Source organism: Denitrificimonas caeni, from assembly GCF_905120345.1.
Taxonomy (GTDB): Bacteria; Pseudomonadota; Gammaproteobacteria; order Pseudomonadales; family Pseudomonadaceae; genus Denitrificimonas; species Denitrificimonas caeni_A.
Map to the genome: position 1 here is coordinate 116,761 of NZ_CAJHOA010000007.1, position 17,385 is coordinate 134,145.

Here is a 17,385-nt window from a genome sequence, read left to right on the forward strand (position 1 = left end):
TACCAGCTCTACGCTTAAGCGCAACGACTCAGTAACCACACTCCGCGGCGTCTTCTTCACAGCGCTGCGCATACTGTTGCGCCATCACGGCACAGACCATCAATTGGATCTGATGAAAGACCATTAACGGTAAAATTGCTGGCCCTATCGCCCCGCCGGCAAATAACACCGAAGCCATCGGAATGCCGGTGGCCATACTTTTTTTCGAGCCACAAAACACGATAGTGATTTCATCTTCTTTATTAAACTTAAAGCGCCGCGCGAGCCAAGTGGTACTGAACAAGACAACAGCCAAGATGACGCAACAAATCACCCCGAGCATGATTAATGATGATGGCGGTACCGCACGCCACAAACCACCTATCACCGCTGCGCTAAAGGCAGTGTAGACCACCAATAAAATCGAGCTTTGGTCAACACTCTTCAACCAGCGGGCATTACGATCAATCCAGCTACCAATCCAGCGGCGCATATAGTGACCTAAGAGGAAAGGCAGCAACAATTGCAGACTGATTTTAATCACCGCTTCCAGCATACCCGTGGTGCCTGCATCGGCATCGAGCATCATCTTCACCAGCAACGGAGTGACTAAGATACCGACCAAACTGGACGCAGAAGCAGCGCAGACCGCCGCAGGGATATTGCCGCGTGCCATTGAGGTAAAGGCAATCGCAGACTGTACCGTGCCGGGTAAAGCGGCTAAATACAGCATACCCACCCACAGTTCATCGCCTAACACAGGTCGAATCAGCGGTTGCAGGGATAACATCAACAGCGGAAACAAAATAAAAGTGCAGGCAAACACCAACAGGTGTAAACGCCAATGCATCACCCCAGCAATAATGGCGTGGCGTGACAGCTTGGCACCATGCAAAAAGAACAACAAGGCAATGGCAAAATTAGTCAACCATTGGAAAATGGTCGCCCCCACACCATGCGCAGGAATAAAGGTTGCCGCCAGCACCACGGCAATTAAAATCAGAGTGAAATTATCAAACAAAATACGTAGGCGGAACATAATAAATCATACCATTCAATCAATATGGTGCGACTCTACTGGATATGAAATAATCCGGCTAACGCCAGTCAGCCAAAGAGTATCGGTTAACGGACATGCAAACAGCGCTTGAACAACATCTTCGCGACTTAAAGCACTTGCCACGTCCGCTCTATGGACAGACTGAAGCACTGCCCAACAAGGTCTTAGGTTATCGTCACAGCCATCCTTGGGTGCAGTTTTCCTATGCGATCAGTGGCGTGTTAGAGGTGCTTACTGCACAGGGCCGCTTTATTGCACCACCGCAACGTGCAGTATGGATTCCAGCCGGCGTTAAGCATCGCGTACAATGTTCAGCACACACGCAAATCCGTAGTTTATATATCGATATTCACGTTTTACATGACTCGCCCAGCAGCTGCCAAGTGGTTGAAGTCAGCCCACTGCTAAAAGAACTGATTCGTGCTTTTGGTGAGTTACCGGTTGAATACGATGAGCAGAGTGCCGAAGGGCGTCTAGCCGATGTACTTTTAGACCAGCTGACCCATGCCCCAGATAGGGGTCTGATGTTGCCATTGCCTGCAGATAAGCGTTTACAGAAAATTGCCACGCAGTTGCAAAAACACCCAGAGGCGACAGATACGTTAAAGCAATGGGCACAACGCTTACAGGTTTCGGAGAAGACCTTAAGTCGATTATTTATTCAGCAAACAGGGTTGACCTTTCGCCTCTGGCGGCAACGTCTGCGCTTGCTCAGTGCATTACCTTTGTTAGAACAGAAGCAAGCAGTCACCGAAGTGGCTTTGACTTGTGGCTACGAATCCACCTCAGCTTTTATTGCGGCATTTGGCGAACATTTTGGTAGTACACCAGGTGAGTTTTTTAAACGCTGAGCGACGTTTTTCGCGCCTTGTCCAGGGTGCTTAGCCAGGGTTGTTATATTCTCGATGCAGCAGCCCGCATCAATCTTTCCAGGCTCGCACAGGCCGACTGTTTCGCGCTAGACTCAGAGCTTATTCGATACATTAGGGAGACGCTGCAATGCTGAACTTCGTTGTCATCTCAGGCTCTGGCCGCCCACAAAGTGAGTCTGCACGGGTCGGCGAATACATTCGTCAACGCTTGATTGATTTGCAACTGAGCGACGACAGCAATTGCTCACTCATCGATTTAGGCACCAGCCCTTTACCCTTATGGCCAGAGCGCAACGATGGCTTGTGGCATGACTATGCGACACGTTTACAAGCGGCTAACGCCCTCATTGTCATTACTCCAGAATGGCATGGGATGGCGAGTCCTGCGTTAAAAAACCTGTTCATTCTCGCCAGTAAAGAAGAGCTGGCGCATAAACCGGCCTTACTGGTTGGGGTTTCATCCGGCCTAGGTGGCTCGTACCCCATCAGCGAACTGCGCAGCTCAAGCTTTAAAAACAACCGTCTGTGCTATATCCCAGAACAGCTTATCGTGCGCCACGTCAACTCGATGCTGCATCCAGACCCAGTGATCGACGATAATGACCGACGTTTAAGACCACGCATTGACTATGCTCTAGGTGTCCTCGGTCACTACGCCACAGCGCTGCGCACAGTACAGGCAGCGGTCGATATGAGTAACTCCGAGTTTGCTAACGGTATGTAGAGGTGTCGCTCAGCCGTTCAAGCGCAAGCGAACCGCTGAGCGTCGGCACCGTGACAACTAATTCCAAAACGGCAGCGACGTAATGGTTGATAAAATCGTCGCATTGAGAATATCAACAAAAAACGCGCCCACCATCGGCACGATTAAAAATGCTTTATGCGAAGCACCAAAACGATCAGTCACCGCCTGCATATTGGCCACTGCAGTAGGCGTCGCGCCCATACCAAAACCACAAAAACCACCAGCCAACACCGCGGCATCGTAGTCTTTACCCATCACTCGAAACACGACAAAAATTGCAAACAACACCAATAACAAGGCCTGTACACTGAGAATAATAACCAACGGCACAGCTAAATCTTTAATCACCCACAGCTCTAAACTGAGCAATGCCATGGCTAAAAACAGTGATAAAGAAACATTACCAAAGACATCAACGCAGCGATCAAAAATACTCACTTTAAAAACACTAGAGAGCACATTGCGCACCACGACACCCGAGGCCAGCGCCCAGACGAAGGTGGGAATAACAAAGTTCGACTCACTGAAGTGTTCCGCCATAAAGCTGGACAAATACGAGGCGCTGGCTAAGCACACGGCAAATAGCGCCAAAGTCTCAATGGCACTGTCGGCGGTGATTAAGCGTTTATGCTGCGGCTGTTCAAAGGTTACTCGTGGCCCTTCATCAGTACCTTCAGTCGGTGCCTGCACTTTTTTCATTAAGCGCCGCGCCACTGGCCCGCCAATCAAGCCACCACAGACCAAGCCAAAGGTGGCACAGGCCATCCCTAAAGCAACCGCACCTTGGATAGCAAAGTCTTTTTCAAAAATTTGTCCCCAACCAGCAGCAGTACCGTGGCCACCGACTAACGTCACCGAACCTGTAATCAAACCGGTCAAAGGCTTTAAACCCAACATCGTCGCTAAGCTGATACCGACGATATTTTGCACAAGAATAAAACCGGCCACCACTGCAGTAAATAAAATCAAAGGTACGCCGCCGGCTTTAAGTCGGCCAAAATCAGCACTTAAACCAATTGAGGCGAAGAACATCAACATAAAACCATCTTGCAGGCCTTTTTCGATTTGAATCGAAAAACCATTAAACTGATGTAATGCCAAGACCAATAACGCAGCAATCAGACCACCAACCACCGGTTCAGGAATATTAAAGTCATTTAATACGCGTACACGCTTAACCAAAACACGACCGACCAAGAGCACTACGGTGGCGGCAATTAAGGTGTAATAACTGTTTAAAATTACGGTAAAACCATCACTCATAAAAACTCCGCACTGATCATTCAACTGCTATATCGGCTAACCATGACAACGTTAACAACCTCTCAAACAACAAGACTGCATGGCGCGGGGTATAGCAAAACGGTGCACAGCTTAAGTGGCAAAGTCCTTAGTGGGAACCTTTTAACCGATTTAGATAAAAATATTTGTGGTGCTTACAGCGCGATAAACACCGACAACAACGCTGAGCGAGTCGCTTGCCTATCACTAAGCGCAGAACAACGAGTCTATTATTGGCTCTCTTGAGCAGCAAGGGGCTCAACAAACCAAGCTAATATTTCATCCCATAACGGCTGCGCCACAGGCCGAAAGTAGCCCATATGACCAATCGCACCAAAATTTAAATTAAACGCTTGCGGATCAATATCACGGGTAATCAACTGAGCATTGCTGTAATAATCCATAAAAGCATCACGCGAGACCGGTAGTGCCCACAAATCATCCAGTGCTACGGCAGCAGTAATCGGCGTGCGCACTTGTGCATACTGCTGCTTTTTTGCTTCAGCCACTAAAGGATCATCAAAGAAATAGTGCGGCATACCACACCAACGCTTCCACTGGCGATATACAGCGAGCGGCATATCTTCGCCCATACCGAGCATTTTCCAGGGCAAATAGCCTTTCCACGCGACCAGAGCAGGGAACAGCAGATTCCACATAAACTGAACTTTTAAGCGCTCAGTCAACGGCATCCAGCCATGCCAGCCGGCGCCCGTGCCTAAGGTATAGCAGCGACTGACTTTGTCATGATTAGGCAACAGACCCAGCGCGTGACCGCCATAAGAGTGGCCGACTAGAAATAACGGCAGATCATCACGATGCATAAACTCGACAGCCGCCGCCAGATCCAGTTGCCCCCAATCTTCAAAGTTCATTTGAAAGCCTTTCAGCTGTGTTGGTGCCGATTGACCAACGCCGCGATAATCCAAGGTCAGCACGTTAAAACCTTGCTCACGAGCATACTCGGCAAAGCGGCGATAAAACTGCTGGCCAACACCGGTTGCACCCGCAATCAGCAGCTGTCCTTTAACCTTGTCTGTGGTCGCATATAAATAGGCGCTCAGTGGGTAGCCGTCGGCGGCGTGTAAAGTCAGTGCTTGCGTAGCGTTGTCAGCCTGACGCATAAAAACTCCTGGTTTTATTATTCAGCAAGCAGTTGATGGCCGCATCACGATCAGCAAAGTCAGCCAAGGTGCGGTGAGTAAGCGGTTTTCTGCGTGACAGTCTCAGCCGCTAAGCAGTCTGCCGCTTGCGCCTGCTCCAGCAAGATGTGCAGCGCCGTATCAACGTTTAACACGCTCACTTAACTGCGTCCTGTACAAGCCGTTTTTTTACCCAAATGTGCCACAAAGTTACAAGGTTTATGGGTCGCATCCAACTGATCAGCTAAAATACCCTGCCATGCCGTGCGGCACGCATTGGTCGAGCCAGGCATGCAGCAAATCAACGTGTGATTAGACAAGCCCGCCAGCGCTCTCGATTGAATTGTCGAGGTAGCTATTTCGGTGTAAGAAAGCTGCCGGAACAACTCACCAAAGCCTTCGACATGCTGATCAAACAAGCAGCCCACGGCCTCTGGCGTGCTATCGCGATCGGTAAAGCCAGTACCACCGGTGATCAAAACCACCTGAGTAGTGTCACTGGCAATCCAGTTCGCCACCTGTGCGCGGATTTGATATAGGTTATCCTTCAGAATCACTCGTTCAACCACGGTATGACCGGCATTGGTGAGTTGTTCGAACAAGTAGTGTCCTGATGTATCAGTTTCTGTTGTGCGTGTATCACTGACGGTTAGGACAGCAACATTCAAGGATACAAATTGACTGCTAACGTGGCTCATACGATGACCTATCTGGAAAAATTTAGGCCAAGATATAGCACAAAAAACCTCAAAAAATGAGTTATGTCTGTCCAACTACCCCTTATTTTCCAACTGCTGGAAAAGCTCGGCGGGAAATCCGGTCACTACCAACTCAACCCCAGCACACAGAGCTGCTAATAGCTTATTTTGGAGAACAACGATCATCCTAACCGTACAATTTCTAGCCCGTTACCGTGAAGCATTAAACTGCGAAGCTGAGCACAAAAAAGCGCTCTCCACTGAAAGAAAGCGCCTTTCCTGCAGACTAGAGCTATCAGTAAGCCCAGACGATCACCAGCAGTAAAACCCAAGCCAACAAGGCAGCTGCAATGATGGTGTAGGTTGCCGACATGTTCGCCATCTCATTACCACTCTCACCGCTCAAAGCCTTACAGCCTCGATACACTAGAGCAGTAGAGACCACCAGCGCCAGCGCCACCACCAGCACATTAAACAACAGTACCGGCACCAATAACGCCAACGCGGACAGCCATAACGGCAAGGGCGCAATAGCCGCTACAAGATAAGCATCATGGTAGCTAACATTTAGCTTATGCCCTTCTAAGACAGAATGAATTAACCATCCCATCACAAAGAAAGTCAGTAGCTCTGCTAAAAACAGCGTGGTAGTAATAAAGCGCCAGTCTTTATCGGCAAAGCCAGGCAGAAAACTATCGTCATAGTGCGTCCCCGCATAGTACATAAGCACTGGAGGTATAAAGGATAAAGGCACCACCAATAACCAAGCGAGAAAAGGAATCGATAGGTTTTTTTGCTGCAATTGCGACCAACTTCTTATAGAAAAAGGCAGTCCCAAAATCAATGACATATTCATGATGACCTCCAGATATATCACGCCATGATGTATCTGTTATAATCCAATCCCTCAGCGCTTACAAGTGAAGTTTAAAAACTGCAGGGACAATACAATGAGTCAACTGAGCAAGCAGAATTTCCAAGACCTTTCAGATTTTCGTTTTCGCTTAAGAGCCTTTCAAAAGCACAGTGAAGATATTTGCAAAAGCCAAGGCATTACCGGACTGCAATACCTACTCTTACTACATTTGAAAGGTTTTGCTCATCGAGAATGGGCAACAATAAGTGAATTATCGACGAGGTTGCAGTCACGACATCACGCTACGGTAATGCTGATTGACCGTTGCTGCGAGCTTGGCTTAGTGAAACGATGTGAGTCGCTGAAAGATAAGCGCTGCATCGAAATACATTTACTCGCGAAGGGAGATGCTCTCGTTGAAGCCATCGCTTGGCTCCATCGCCCTGAACTCAATCACTTACAACAAGACTTCCCTGTCTCGCCTTAAAAGCCTTAATAGGCTGGCACACTGATCTAGCCTGAGCGTCTAGCGTTTACAATGGGCAGCCGACAATCACACTCGACGCTTTAAAGATCGCCGTCACTACACTGCCCTCGGTTAACTCTAAGTTCTCGGCACTGCCATTGGTAATCATCACTGCCAAACTACTATCACCAACAGTGACGACCACTTCAGTATTCACGGCGCCTGTTTGCACTCGTGCAACGCTGCCGGTGAATTGGTTACGCGCAGAAAAGCGCACGTCTGCAGCATCGCTGACCAAAATAATAGATGAAGCCTTGATCAATGCAAAGACTTCGCTGCCAACTTTTAGACCCAACTCTTGGGTACTTTCACAGGTGACGGTAGCAACAATTGTGTGTCCGCCGCTGATGGCAATTTCCACGGCATCATTGGTTGCGCCAACTTGGATGGATTTTACGGTGCCAAAGAACTGGTTACGCGCGCTCGTTTTCATCGATAGCCTCTTCAAAATAAATAAATCATCAATAATGTTACCGGTATCTTGGCTCAGTTCTGCAAGAAAACGTTGATGCACCTGCTCAATACGCTGAAAGTTGCTAATTAATTGCTGACCGCGCTCAGTGAGGGTGGTCGAGCCACCGCCTTTGCCGCCAGTGGTGCGATGCAATAAAGGTTCGCCGGCGAGATTATTCATATGATTCACAGCATCCCACGCCGCTTTATAGCTCATTTTCATCGACTTAGCGGCTTGCGAAATCGAGCCCAGTTCAGCAATTTTCGACAGTAAATGGATACGCCCGTGACCGCCCATGCTCTCATCGCCTGCGGTAATCCAGATTTGTCCCTGCAGTCCAAACTCTGTGCTATCAACCATAATCTCTCGCCCCTTTTAAACAATCTTCGACTGCTTGCATAGATCAACCGTTGCATCAATCAGCTCAGCAAGAGCACAGCATAGCGATGTTTCCTCAATAGCTAAATCTTTAGCACGCTCCATTTGCTTTCCATTTAAATTATTGTGCAGGCGGTGTCCAGCTGATAAAGGCCCAACGCATCGGCTCGCCGCCCTGTTGGGCATACTCAGGATCACGCTGATACCAAGCACTAATTTTTTCTTCGTCGTCGTGGCTCAGTTCGCCAAAACTCCAACGCACCTTATCAATCAACTCCTCTAAACTGCTACCTCCAGCTAAGCGGCTGGCTGACTCAATATAATCCAGGTTTGGATAAATATTACGCTGATAGAGCATGTTGATAATATAGATGTGGTCGGGGAAACTGCGGTCTTCACGGCCGAGTAGCTCAGCAATTTCTCGACTGACAAAGCGTCCGCCAACCAACTGCGTCATATAAACTTTTTTACGCGCGTGTTGGTTGAGCTTATCCAGAGCAGCATCCATATCAGCGACGATACTGGCGCGCGAGACCACGGCAATATCACATACGGGCACTTCACTCCAGTCATCCTCCCATGAGGCTAAAATCGGCTGAACATTATTAACCTGTAGCTGCGCGGCATTTTCCAGCATGGCATCGAGCATGCCCTGACTGTAATCCAAACCGTAAACCTGTTTAACCTTCTCTGCTAAGGCCAAACCAATGGTGCCAGGACCGCAACCAATATCCAGCACAGTATCCTCGCCAGAGAACTGCATACGACTGACAAACTCTGTGCGGTAGCTGCTATCGAGCACTTTAGTGCGCATTTCGGCCGCTTTCGCATCCCACTCACTGGCCGGTTTAAATACGCGACCGCTGCGGGCTAAATGCTCACGGTACAGCTGGCCAAAATCAATCGCTTTAATCATTTCACTAAATCTCTTTTTAATTGCGCATAGACATGTTCAATGCTGACGTTATACAACCAAGCTAAATTCTCGGCGTGCCCCACCTGCGCCACTGTGCCAATTTTTTCAATGCGGCCGTGTTTAAAGAGCGCTAAACGATCCGCGACTTGCAAAGCATGCTCGGGCTGATGAGTGCACAGCAATACGCTCAAACCTTGTGCACGTAAACGTTGGATTTGCTCAAGCACTAAAATCTGGTTAGCAAAGTCGAGACTGGCGGTTGGCTCATCTAGCACCAACACTTTGGGTTGCTGTAATAGCGCACGAGCAATCAAGGTGAGTTGCCGCTCGCCGCCACTGATATGCGGATAAGTACAGGCCGCCAAGTGCGCAATGCCAAGCTCGGTTAAAATGTGCAGCGCCAACTGCTGATCACTTTGACTGGGTTGCGCAAATAAACTCAAATGTGCGGCGCGCCCCATCAGCACCATCTCTAGCACAGTAAAGGCGAACTGACCCTCTTGTGCTTGCGGCACATACCCTACCTGCTGAGCGATCGTACGACGACAGTGTTGCTTTAAAGGTTGCCCATGTAAAAAAACCTGCCCCGCTAATGGCGCTAATAAGCCCAGCAAGGTTTTGAACAAGGTTGATTTACCACTGCCATTGGGGCCCAGTAAAGCCAAAATCTCATTGCCATAGAGACTGACATCAATCCGCTCGCCGACAACTTTTTTGCCGTAGCCAATACTCAAATCCTGCGCACTTAATAAAGCCTTCATGTGCGACCACCACGCGCTAATAAGTAGATAAAAAACGGCGCACCGACTAAGGCGGTTAAAATACCCAGCGGCAATTCAATACTTGCGATGTTGCGCGCCAGCGTATCAGTCAATAACAAAAAAGTGGCGCCCAACAGCAGCGCCACCGGCAATAAGCGTGAAAAATGCGGGCCGACTAATAAGCGTGCAACATGCGGAATTACTAAGCCGACCCAGCCAATAATGCCGGTAAACGAGACTGCACTGGCAGTCATCAAGGTCGCAGCAATAATTAATAATAGGCGTGTACGCGTTAGATTAACCCCCAGTGCGGCTGCTTCATCATCACTTAAACTGAGCAAATTGATGCGCCAACGCAACAACACTAACGGCGTTAAACCAAGCAGCATCAAGGGGGCGCTGTAGGCTAAATCTGCTAGGCTAACGCTGTGCAAACCACCGAGCAGCCAAAAGGTGATGGTGGGTAATTGTGTATAAGGATCAGCTAGAATTTTTAATAAAGAAATCCCTGCACCCAGTAACGCACCTAAAGCAATCCCCGCCAGCACCAACACTAAGACTGGATCATGCCGACGCACCAACGAGGCCAAGGCATAGACGGCCGCTACAGCAAACAAGCCGCCGACAAAAGCAAACAGCTGCACCAGCAGCATCGGTAAATTGAAGAAAATGGCGCAAATCGCGCCCAAGCCTGCACCGGCTGAAACACCGAGAATATCCGGCGATACCAAAGGATTACGAAACATACCTTGGTAGGCTGCACCAGCCACCGCCAAGCTCGCGCCCACTAAAATAGCGGCCAGTATTCTAGGTAAACGTAACTGCCAAATCACCGTATCAGCGCTACCTTGCAATGGCTCACCACTGATACGTGCGACGAGCACCTGCCATAATTCAGCAAGACTTAACGGAAACTTACCGATTAACAAGCTCAAAACAATTGCCGCCAGCAACGCCGCCACCAACATCAGCATAACTTTCACATAGGCAGGTAACGAGCGATTAACATCGATGCTAGCAGGTTGAGGCATGATTAAACCTTACAGAGAAAGGGCTGTGCTGACGCTTGATACAGCACGATTATACAGCGCGAGGCTAATCTAATACCTGAGTTGGCTCAAGCGCTGACAAAAGACGCGCCGAGCTATTTGGACTGCGATAAAACAGACTGAAAAACTCAGCAACTTCTTGTTTTAATTGTGGCCCGTCTAAGCGCCCTTCTAATAAGGCCATCAGCCATAACACGCCCAACAGACGATTCACTCCAGGAGGGCCATCAAGCCAACCAAAGGGTAGTTTCGGTGCACAGTACACACGTCCTGTTTGCACTGCACTCAAGCTTTGCCATGCTGATGCAGTCGTTGCCAATTCGACGAACTCTGGGTCTTGAGTCAGTAGATAATCGGGTTGCCAGTTCAACAACTGTTCAAGAGAAACTTGACCAATACCCGTATGACCGCTTTGTTTCGCCACATTTTCACAGCCCAGCAGCTCCAGCACTTCACTATGAATGGAGCCAGCTAAACCCGTTTCTAAGCCGTCATAACTGCGCGCAAAATACAGCTTAGGTGGCTTTTGCGCGTGTTTATCAGCAAAGCGTAGCGCCCGCGCCAGCAGCTGTTCGCTATACAGTGCCAGCTCTTCGGCACGCTGACGGGCACCCAATAGAGCACCTGCTTGGCGTAACTGTTGCGGAGTATGGGCGAGCAACCCTTCGATTTGCACAGTAGCGATGCCGGTTTGTTGCGTCAGCCGTTGTGCCGCGGAACGCTGGGTGGCACCGGCATTGCCCAGATCAACAATCACATCCGGTGCCAGCAGCAATAAGCTTTCTAAGGAGACCGTGCTACCACGCCCCGCTAGACGGCCGACAAAAGGTAAATGTTGTTGCTCTGGATGGATAAACGCTAAGTTAGCTGGCGCTAAATGCATTGGCCAGCCCAGCAGTTTTTCCGGCACCAACACATATAAAAATACTGCGGCAGGAGGGCCAGCGGCAAACACACGCTCAATAGCGGCAGGCGCAGGTAACGTACCGTTATGTTCCAGCAGGGTTTTAGCGACAACGCGCGCCAGCGGCGTCAGTAAAAAAGCGCCAGCCACCAGACCTTGTAGTAGCTCACGACGTTTCATAAGCGCTCCGGCTTAATGCTAGCCAGCCACTGTTCAATCGCACTGCTCTGTAACGGCAAGGTTTGAGCCAGTCCCGCCGAAAACGCATGCCATCCTTCGAGGTATTTCTCACTGACTAGGGTTAACACCGGAATGCCCGCACTGATCAATTGTGAAAACTCTTGGCTTAAGCCACGGCCTTGGGTTTCACCGTAACCAAAGCGATTAATAAAAACCAAATCAGGTTGCTCATGCAACGCTTGGCGCAACACTTTACCGGCTTCAGCTAAACCGCCCATATCTAAATTACAGCCTCGTGAATCGCGACCTAAATTCTGGGAAATCACAAAAGTTTCGCCTGAATTTAGGTCGCGCAACTCCATCGGCAACAACCCATTAGGGTCTTTACCCTGCTGCGTCACTAACCCGCGTACACGCCAGCCTTGTTGCTGACACTCAGCCAAGACAGTAGCGAGTAAAGCATCACCATCGCCATCGCCGGAGTGGACTATTGCTGCTACGGGTAACTGCATAGGACTGCCTCTTGGTTAACTCAGATTAAAAACTATAGTTCGCGCCAGCAAACCACGTACGGCCCGGCATTGGATAGCCATCAGAGTACTCATAGTTTTTATTATTGATGTTGCGTATGCCTGCCTCAACGCTTAAGCCGTCTTGGATCGTATAGGTCGACTTAAAGCCGGCCACAGCGAAACCAGATAAGGTTGGATAGCTGTCAGGGGTGCCTTTAGCTTCACGGTAGCCAATGGTACGACCTTTTTCAGCATCCAGATTAACCTGTAATTCCAGACGCTCGATCGGCAACCAACTGGCATGCGCAAACAGCTTATGAGTGGGCGTATCGGTCAATTTAACCGAACTGTCACTTAAATTATCACGCTTCAGATAAGTGTATGCCCCACCTAAACGCCATTGTTCGCCAAAGCTTTGCTCAAGTGACAACTCAATTCCGCGATGCCGAGTTTTGCCAATATTTTGTGCTTGCTCGCAGGCATCTTTGCCTTTTTTACCGCAGGTCAACACATGAGTGGTCGCTGTTTGTATCTCATCGCGAATGCCACTGTAAAACACAGTTGCTTCACCGTATGCATCTTGCCAAGGCGTACCACGCAATCCAAGCTCAGCATGGCGTGCTACTTCTGGTTTTAAATCAGGATTGGGCAAAGCACGACCCAAACGCGCTGAATAGCGATCTTTTAAAGTTGGCAGACGGGTTTTCTTGGCGATGCTCGCGAACACTTCCACCTTATCATTCAGATCATGAATGATTTCTAGCAAGCCATTGGTGGCGCGTGTTGTACCTTTATCGTACAAATAAACTTTACGTGCTTCCCGCTCTTCATGACTCGCACCAATACGCACACGCCAAGTGTCAGCCACAGTAATCATGTCTTCCAAAGCAATCGACTGAGTGACATCACGGTACTTTTTCAGTCCATCATTATGACGATCATCTTTGTGATGTATGGCTAAATGCAGTTCATGTTGATCAATTGCGGTATTGACCCACTCTATCGCAGCACCATAGGTTTTATCGTCGTAAGGACTGTGTTCATCGCGGATTTTATAGTGACTGTCACTGTACATATCCAGCGCATTTTCATACTTATCTTGATAAGCACGCAACTTAATGGTGTTGTTGTCATCCAGAGCCGTGCTGCTTAAGAAGTAAATACTCTCTTTATCCCAGGTCGGCCATTGCCAGTAGCGTAAACTCTCATTGGTGTTTTTGCCGACATAGACAGGATTACCCTTCTCGCCTTCTTGCTTGGTATAACCCAAAGCATATTCATCGCTATCATTGGGCGTGAAACCCAGCTTGAACGAGCCTTTCTGATCAGTGCGGTAAGCGTTATCACGGCGCTGACGGGTATCGGTCGGTGTTGCTTTACCATCATCAAAACCTCGACCTAATTTAAAACTATCCGCTTCAAGATATGACAAACCGGCTTGTAAATACCACAAGCCTTGGTTAGTGCCAACGTTGGCAGCAACCAAACGCTCGCTACCAGTGGCAATGCCAACGCGCACGTTACCTTCCAGCTCTTTACTCGGTTTACGTGTGACTAAGTTAATCGCACCACCCATAATATTAGGGCCATACAATAATGAGGCAGCACCTTTCGCGACACGGATCTCAGACAGATCAAAGGTAGTGAAGCGTGCTAAGTCGACGTTACCATCGTAGGGCACATACTGCGGGATACCATCAATAAACACTGGCACTTGGCGCGAATCAAAACCACGCACGCTGACAGTTTGCTCATTACGCGGGCCACCTTCGCGCAAGCTAACGCCGGGCAGCATATTCACTGCTTGACCAACATTGTCGCGATTAAAACGTTGTAGAACCTCGCTACTGATCACTTTTTCAGTGGCGGTCTTTTGATCATAAGAGGCCCCAGTAACAATCACGTTGCCGAGATTAAAAACGTTATCAGCCGCTTGCGCCAACCCTATCCCACTGAGTAATGGCGCGCCGATCAGCGCACATTTGACTGCCAGCGCTAACGCGCTTTTAGTATTCCCTCGATGCATATAAGCCCCCAAACAGCGTTATATAAATTAAGATACAACGATACTTGAAATCCTTATGTAAATGAATCAACTTTAACGAAGTACCTCTTTAGGGATAATTTCTACAATTTATCCACAGCATCGGGGAGATAGCGGAAAAAACAGTTTAAAGCCTATCAAAACACGCACAAAATCCTGCTCGGTTTACCAAGACATATGACAATCGTGACTCAAGCAGCTACGCCAGATCCTGCGTACAGCATGACAGAGTCATTACGCTGCAAGCGTCATACTTAATTCAGCTCGTTCTCCACCACCCAAACGGCGGCCTCGGTGCGCGAGCGCATACCCAACTTATTCAATAGACGTTTAACATGCACTTTCACGGTGCCCTCGGCGATATCCAAATGACGCGCAATCATCTTATTGCTATGTCCTTTAGCAATAAGCTTTAACACATCTTTCTCACGTTTGGTTAGCATTGATGGGTGTGCTTGAGTACTGCTTGAGCGACCGCGAATGGCTTGTGCAAGCACCTGAGTTAACTCAGAGCTTAAGGCCAGTTTGCCTTGCGCAGCCAAACGAATTTGCTCAATCAACTCTTCAGGTTCCATGTCTTTTAATAGATAACCGTCGGCACCTTCGCGTAAAGCTTCTAATACATTTTCATGGTCATCAGAGACACTAAAAATCACAATCCGCGCGTCTACTCCAGCATTGCGTAACGCTCGAATCGTTTCAATGCCATCCATACCCGGCATATTCAGATCGAGTAAAATCAAATCCAGCTCATGCTTCAGCGCCAACTCTACTGCTTCTTGTCCTGAACCCGCTTGAGCAACCGGTAATAGGTCATCTTCCATGGAGAGCAAATCACTCAAGCCTCGGCGCAACATCGGGTGATCATCAACCAACATGATCCGTGTGCTATGACTGTGCAAATTATTCAAAATCAATCTCCCGCGCTAACTGACTGCGTTTATATTGCGGCAAAAACTGTACATGCACACGTGTACCCGGCTGCAAAACACCAATATGTATCTTTCCAGACAGACTGTGTGCACGCTCGGTTAGAATGTTCAGCCCGTAGTGACCGGTAGGGCTGCTCGTAGTATTGATACCGATACCATCATCATCAATGCAAATATGAATGAGTCCTGTGGCATCTTGGTGCAACGACAACGTGCATTGACTGGCATGGGCATGTTTAACCACATTGCTTAATGCTTCTCGAATAATCTGTAAACAATGAATTTCTTCATTTGGCGTTAATGGGCAATGTTCTAAAGCGTAGCTAAGCTTTATCTCTACACCTGAATGCCCACCAAACTCTTGCACTGTCGCTTGTACCGCTGCAGACAAGCCGGGCGTGTCGAGTTTTATCCGGAACGTCACCAGTAATTCGCGTAACTGCCGGTAAGCCGTACTTAAACCTGTTTGGATTTCCGTCAAAGTCAGATTGATGTCTTCCTTAGAAAAATCAGCAGCCATTTGCTTTTTGAGTCGAACCAATTGAATTTTCTGATAAGACAACGCTTGCGCGAGCGAGTCATGCAGTTCCCTAGCAATCACCGCACGCTCTTCCATTAAGGCCATCCGTGCTTGATTTTGCCCCATTTGCTTTAGACTCAAAGAGGCCGAAAACAGTTCTGCAAGGGCATTCATCAACAACGTTTGCCATTCCTGCATTTGCATATCAACCGGCACTTCCACACGCAAATCACCTAAGCTCTCGCGCTCCGTACAGAGCGCAAAACTGACCACGCGAGCACCGCTGGGAATAACGCCTTTATTGATAAACACTGGACATTGCGCGCAATTGGGTAGTGTGCAATAAGAAGGAACGTGCTGTTGTTTAGAAGTAAATGCACTGTGTGCTTCATGCTTAGGATTGTCTAAGGAAGAGGTCAAGCATAATGACACCGCTCCCAGACCTAAAGTCTGTTCAATCGGCTCAAGTAAATCTGCCAAAACAGGCAAAGGATCAGCGCTGGTTTTATACAAGCTGCGAGCGCTGTTAAACAATAACGCTAAAGAGCGGTTACTGCGCTGTAACTGCGCAGTTTTTTCATCCACCTTGTTCTCAAGGTTCTCATACAAATCAGATAGCTCACTGCTCATTTGATTGAGTGTTTCAGCCAACACCCCCAACTCATTTTGCGCAATAAACTTAACTCGACCTTCAAAGGAGCCTCGACCAATATTTTTAGCCAGCTCAACCAACCCTTGTAGCGGCATCAATAACGAGTTGTGCACGCCTAAAATCACGATAAAACCAATCAACACCGTGACAAATAAGGCACTGACCTGCAGCGCTCGAATAACAGATAACTTACGTTCTGTCTCAGCCTGTAAGGCACCGACAAAGCCATCTAAAAGATCAACAAAGATTGGCACTTCTAAGCGGAATGCACGCTTTTGTGGAGGTACTTGCTGTAATAAAGGCAGCATCAATTGACGCCATTGGCGCTCAGCCTGAGCATATTTTTGAAAGCGTATCGCTTGCGTATTTTTGCCAATCGCAGCCCTTAACGAATGAGTTTCTAAGGTGTCTTCGAACTCAGTAATATACTCAGATAAATCCTGTCCCCCAGCCTCACTGGTTAATAACGCCAAACGGTAAGCTTGCATACGCAAACTACCGGCTTTATTCAACGCTTCCGCATCGCCACGAATTGAGTCCGACAAGCCCATGCCAGCTAACATGCTGAGCAACATCACTGCGACAATTAAGGTAAACGCCAATAATGTGCGCACCGCCAGTGAGTGATGTAAACGGACAAGAGGAAACTCAGTCATCAATGTAAATCGTCCTATGAATCTGCCGAACGGGCAGTGTCTATACGAATTATTGAGCAGTAGGCGACCTCAGACTAGCCTCATACCTCTTTATATCCAAGTGTTGCTATTTTCTAAAATAACATCGTATTTAAAACACAAACCACTGATATTAAAGAAATTAATAAAGATTTATCGAGTATCTAAAAGTAGGTATATAGCTCATATAGGGCACATCTTGCCCAGCACAATACTGACCTAAATCAATTGAATTAGAGCAGCGTTCTCC

17 protein-coding genes are annotated in these 17,385 nt (G+C 48.3%); 3 read left to right on the top strand and 14 right to left on the bottom strand.

All coding sequences use genetic code 11. The features are described from left to right. Nucleotides 1-28: 28 nt before the first annotated feature. Entirely contained in the window at nt 29-1,018 is a 990-nt protein-coding gene (locus JYJ62_RS13175) for a bile acid:sodium symporter family protein (RefSeq protein WP_205342696.1), read from the bottom strand. A 95-nt stretch (nt 1,019-1,113) separates the two neighbouring features. Here JYJ62_RS13175 and JYJ62_RS13180 point away from each other — a divergent pair, with 95 nt between their 5' ends. Continuing rightward, nucleotides 1,114-1,890, top strand: a complete 777-nt coding sequence (locus JYJ62_RS13180; protein ID WP_205342697.1) for an AraC family transcriptional regulator — start codon at nt 1,114-1,116, stop codon at nt 1,888-1,890. Between the two features lie 148 nt (nt 1,891-2,038). Next, nucleotides 2,039-2,635, top strand: coding sequence for an NADPH-dependent FMN reductase (locus JYJ62_RS13185; protein ID WP_205342698.1), 597 nt, complete (start codon nt 2,039-2,041; stop codon nt 2,633-2,635). 57 nt (nt 2,636-2,692) lie between these two features. Here JYJ62_RS13185 and gltS read toward each other — a convergent pair whose 3' ends face one another. From gltS to JYJ62_RS13205, 4 genes are all read right to left on the bottom strand, one after another. Continuing rightward, complete coding sequence (gltS, locus tag JYJ62_RS13190) at nt 2,693-3,919, bottom strand: sodium/glutamate symporter (protein ID WP_205342699.1); 1,227 nt, start codon at nt 3,917-3,919, stop codon at nt 2,693-2,695. Nucleotides 3,920-4,167: 248 nt separating this feature from the next. After that, complete coding sequence (locus JYJ62_RS13195) at nt 4,168-5,061, bottom strand: alpha/beta fold hydrolase (RefSeq protein ID WP_205342700.1); 894 nt, start codon at nt 5,059-5,061, stop codon at nt 4,168-4,170. A 179-nt stretch (nt 5,062-5,240) separates the two neighbouring features. Continuing rightward, nucleotides 5,241-5,777: a molybdenum cofactor biosynthesis protein B gene (gene moaB / locus JYJ62_RS13200; protein WP_205342701.1), complete on the bottom strand. Its 537-nt coding sequence runs from the start codon at nt 5,775-5,777 to the stop codon at nt 5,241-5,243. A 295-nt stretch (nt 5,778-6,072) separates the two neighbouring features. Beyond that, a complete protein-coding gene (locus JYJ62_RS13205; RefSeq protein WP_205342702.1) occupies nt 6,073-6,633 on the bottom strand; it encodes a YIP1 family protein in 561 nt (186 codons plus the stop codon). A 94-nt stretch (nt 6,634-6,727) separates the two neighbouring features. Between JYJ62_RS13205 and JYJ62_RS13210 the strand changes: the two genes are divergently transcribed. After that, nucleotides 6,728-7,120, top strand: coding sequence for a MarR family winged helix-turn-helix transcriptional regulator (locus JYJ62_RS13210; protein WP_205342703.1), 393 nt, complete (start codon nt 6,728-6,730; stop codon nt 7,118-7,120). 46 nt (nt 7,121-7,166) lie between these two features. On the opposite strand, the gene JYJ62_RS13215 is transcribed toward JYJ62_RS13210, so the two are convergent. The 9 genes from JYJ62_RS13215 to JYJ62_RS13255 form a co-directional block, all read right to left on the bottom strand. Next, nucleotides 7,167-7,973, bottom strand: coding sequence for a TOBE domain-containing protein (locus tag JYJ62_RS13215; protein WP_205342704.1), 807 nt, complete (start codon nt 7,971-7,973; stop codon nt 7,167-7,169). 139 nt (nt 7,974-8,112) lie between these two features. Beyond that, entirely contained in the window at nt 8,113-8,907 is a 795-nt protein-coding gene (locus tag JYJ62_RS13220) for a class I SAM-dependent methyltransferase (protein ID WP_205342705.1), read from the bottom strand. After that, entirely contained in the window at nt 8,904-9,668 is a 765-nt protein-coding gene (locus JYJ62_RS13225) for an ABC transporter ATP-binding protein (RefSeq protein ID WP_205342706.1), read from the bottom strand. Before JYJ62_RS13225 ends, JYJ62_RS13220 begins: the two co-directional genes overlap by 4 nt. Continuing rightward, nucleotides 9,665-10,699, bottom strand: a complete 1,035-nt coding sequence (locus tag JYJ62_RS13230; protein ID WP_232365795.1) for a FecCD family ABC transporter permease — start codon at nt 10,697-10,699, stop codon at nt 9,665-9,667. Before JYJ62_RS13230 ends, JYJ62_RS13225 begins: the two co-directional genes overlap by 4 nt. Before the next feature lie 64 nt (nt 10,700-10,763). Next, on the bottom strand, nt 10,764-11,801 hold the full coding sequence (locus JYJ62_RS13235; RefSeq protein WP_205342707.1) for an ABC transporter substrate-binding protein: 1,038 nt from the start codon (nt 11,799-11,801) through the stop codon (nt 10,764-10,766). After that, nucleotides 11,798-12,313 carry a DUF2478 domain-containing protein gene (locus tag JYJ62_RS13240; RefSeq protein WP_205342708.1) on the bottom strand — a complete coding sequence of 172 codons (516 nt, stop codon included), beginning with the start codon at nt 12,311-12,313 and terminating at the stop codon, nt 11,798-11,800. Before JYJ62_RS13240 ends, JYJ62_RS13235 begins: the two co-directional genes overlap by 4 nt. Before the next feature lie 25 nt (nt 12,314-12,338). Further along, on the bottom strand, nt 12,339-14,339 hold the full coding sequence (locus tag JYJ62_RS13245) for a TonB-dependent receptor plug domain-containing protein (protein WP_205342709.1): 2,001 nt from the start codon (nt 14,337-14,339) through the stop codon (nt 12,339-12,341). Nucleotides 14,340-14,611: 272 nt separating this feature from the next. After that, nucleotides 14,612-15,268 (bottom strand): two-component system response regulator NarL, encoded by a 657-nt coding sequence (gene narL, locus JYJ62_RS13250; RefSeq protein ID WP_269751426.1) that lies wholly within the window; start codon nt 15,266-15,268, stop codon nt 14,612-14,614. Further along, nucleotides 15,261-17,117 (bottom strand): histidine kinase, encoded by a 1,857-nt coding sequence (locus JYJ62_RS13255; RefSeq protein ID WP_232365796.1) that lies wholly within the window; start codon nt 17,115-17,117, stop codon nt 15,261-15,263. The genes narL and JYJ62_RS13255 overlap by 8 nt, the downstream gene beginning before the upstream one ends. Nucleotides 17,118-17,385 lie beyond the last annotated feature (268 nt).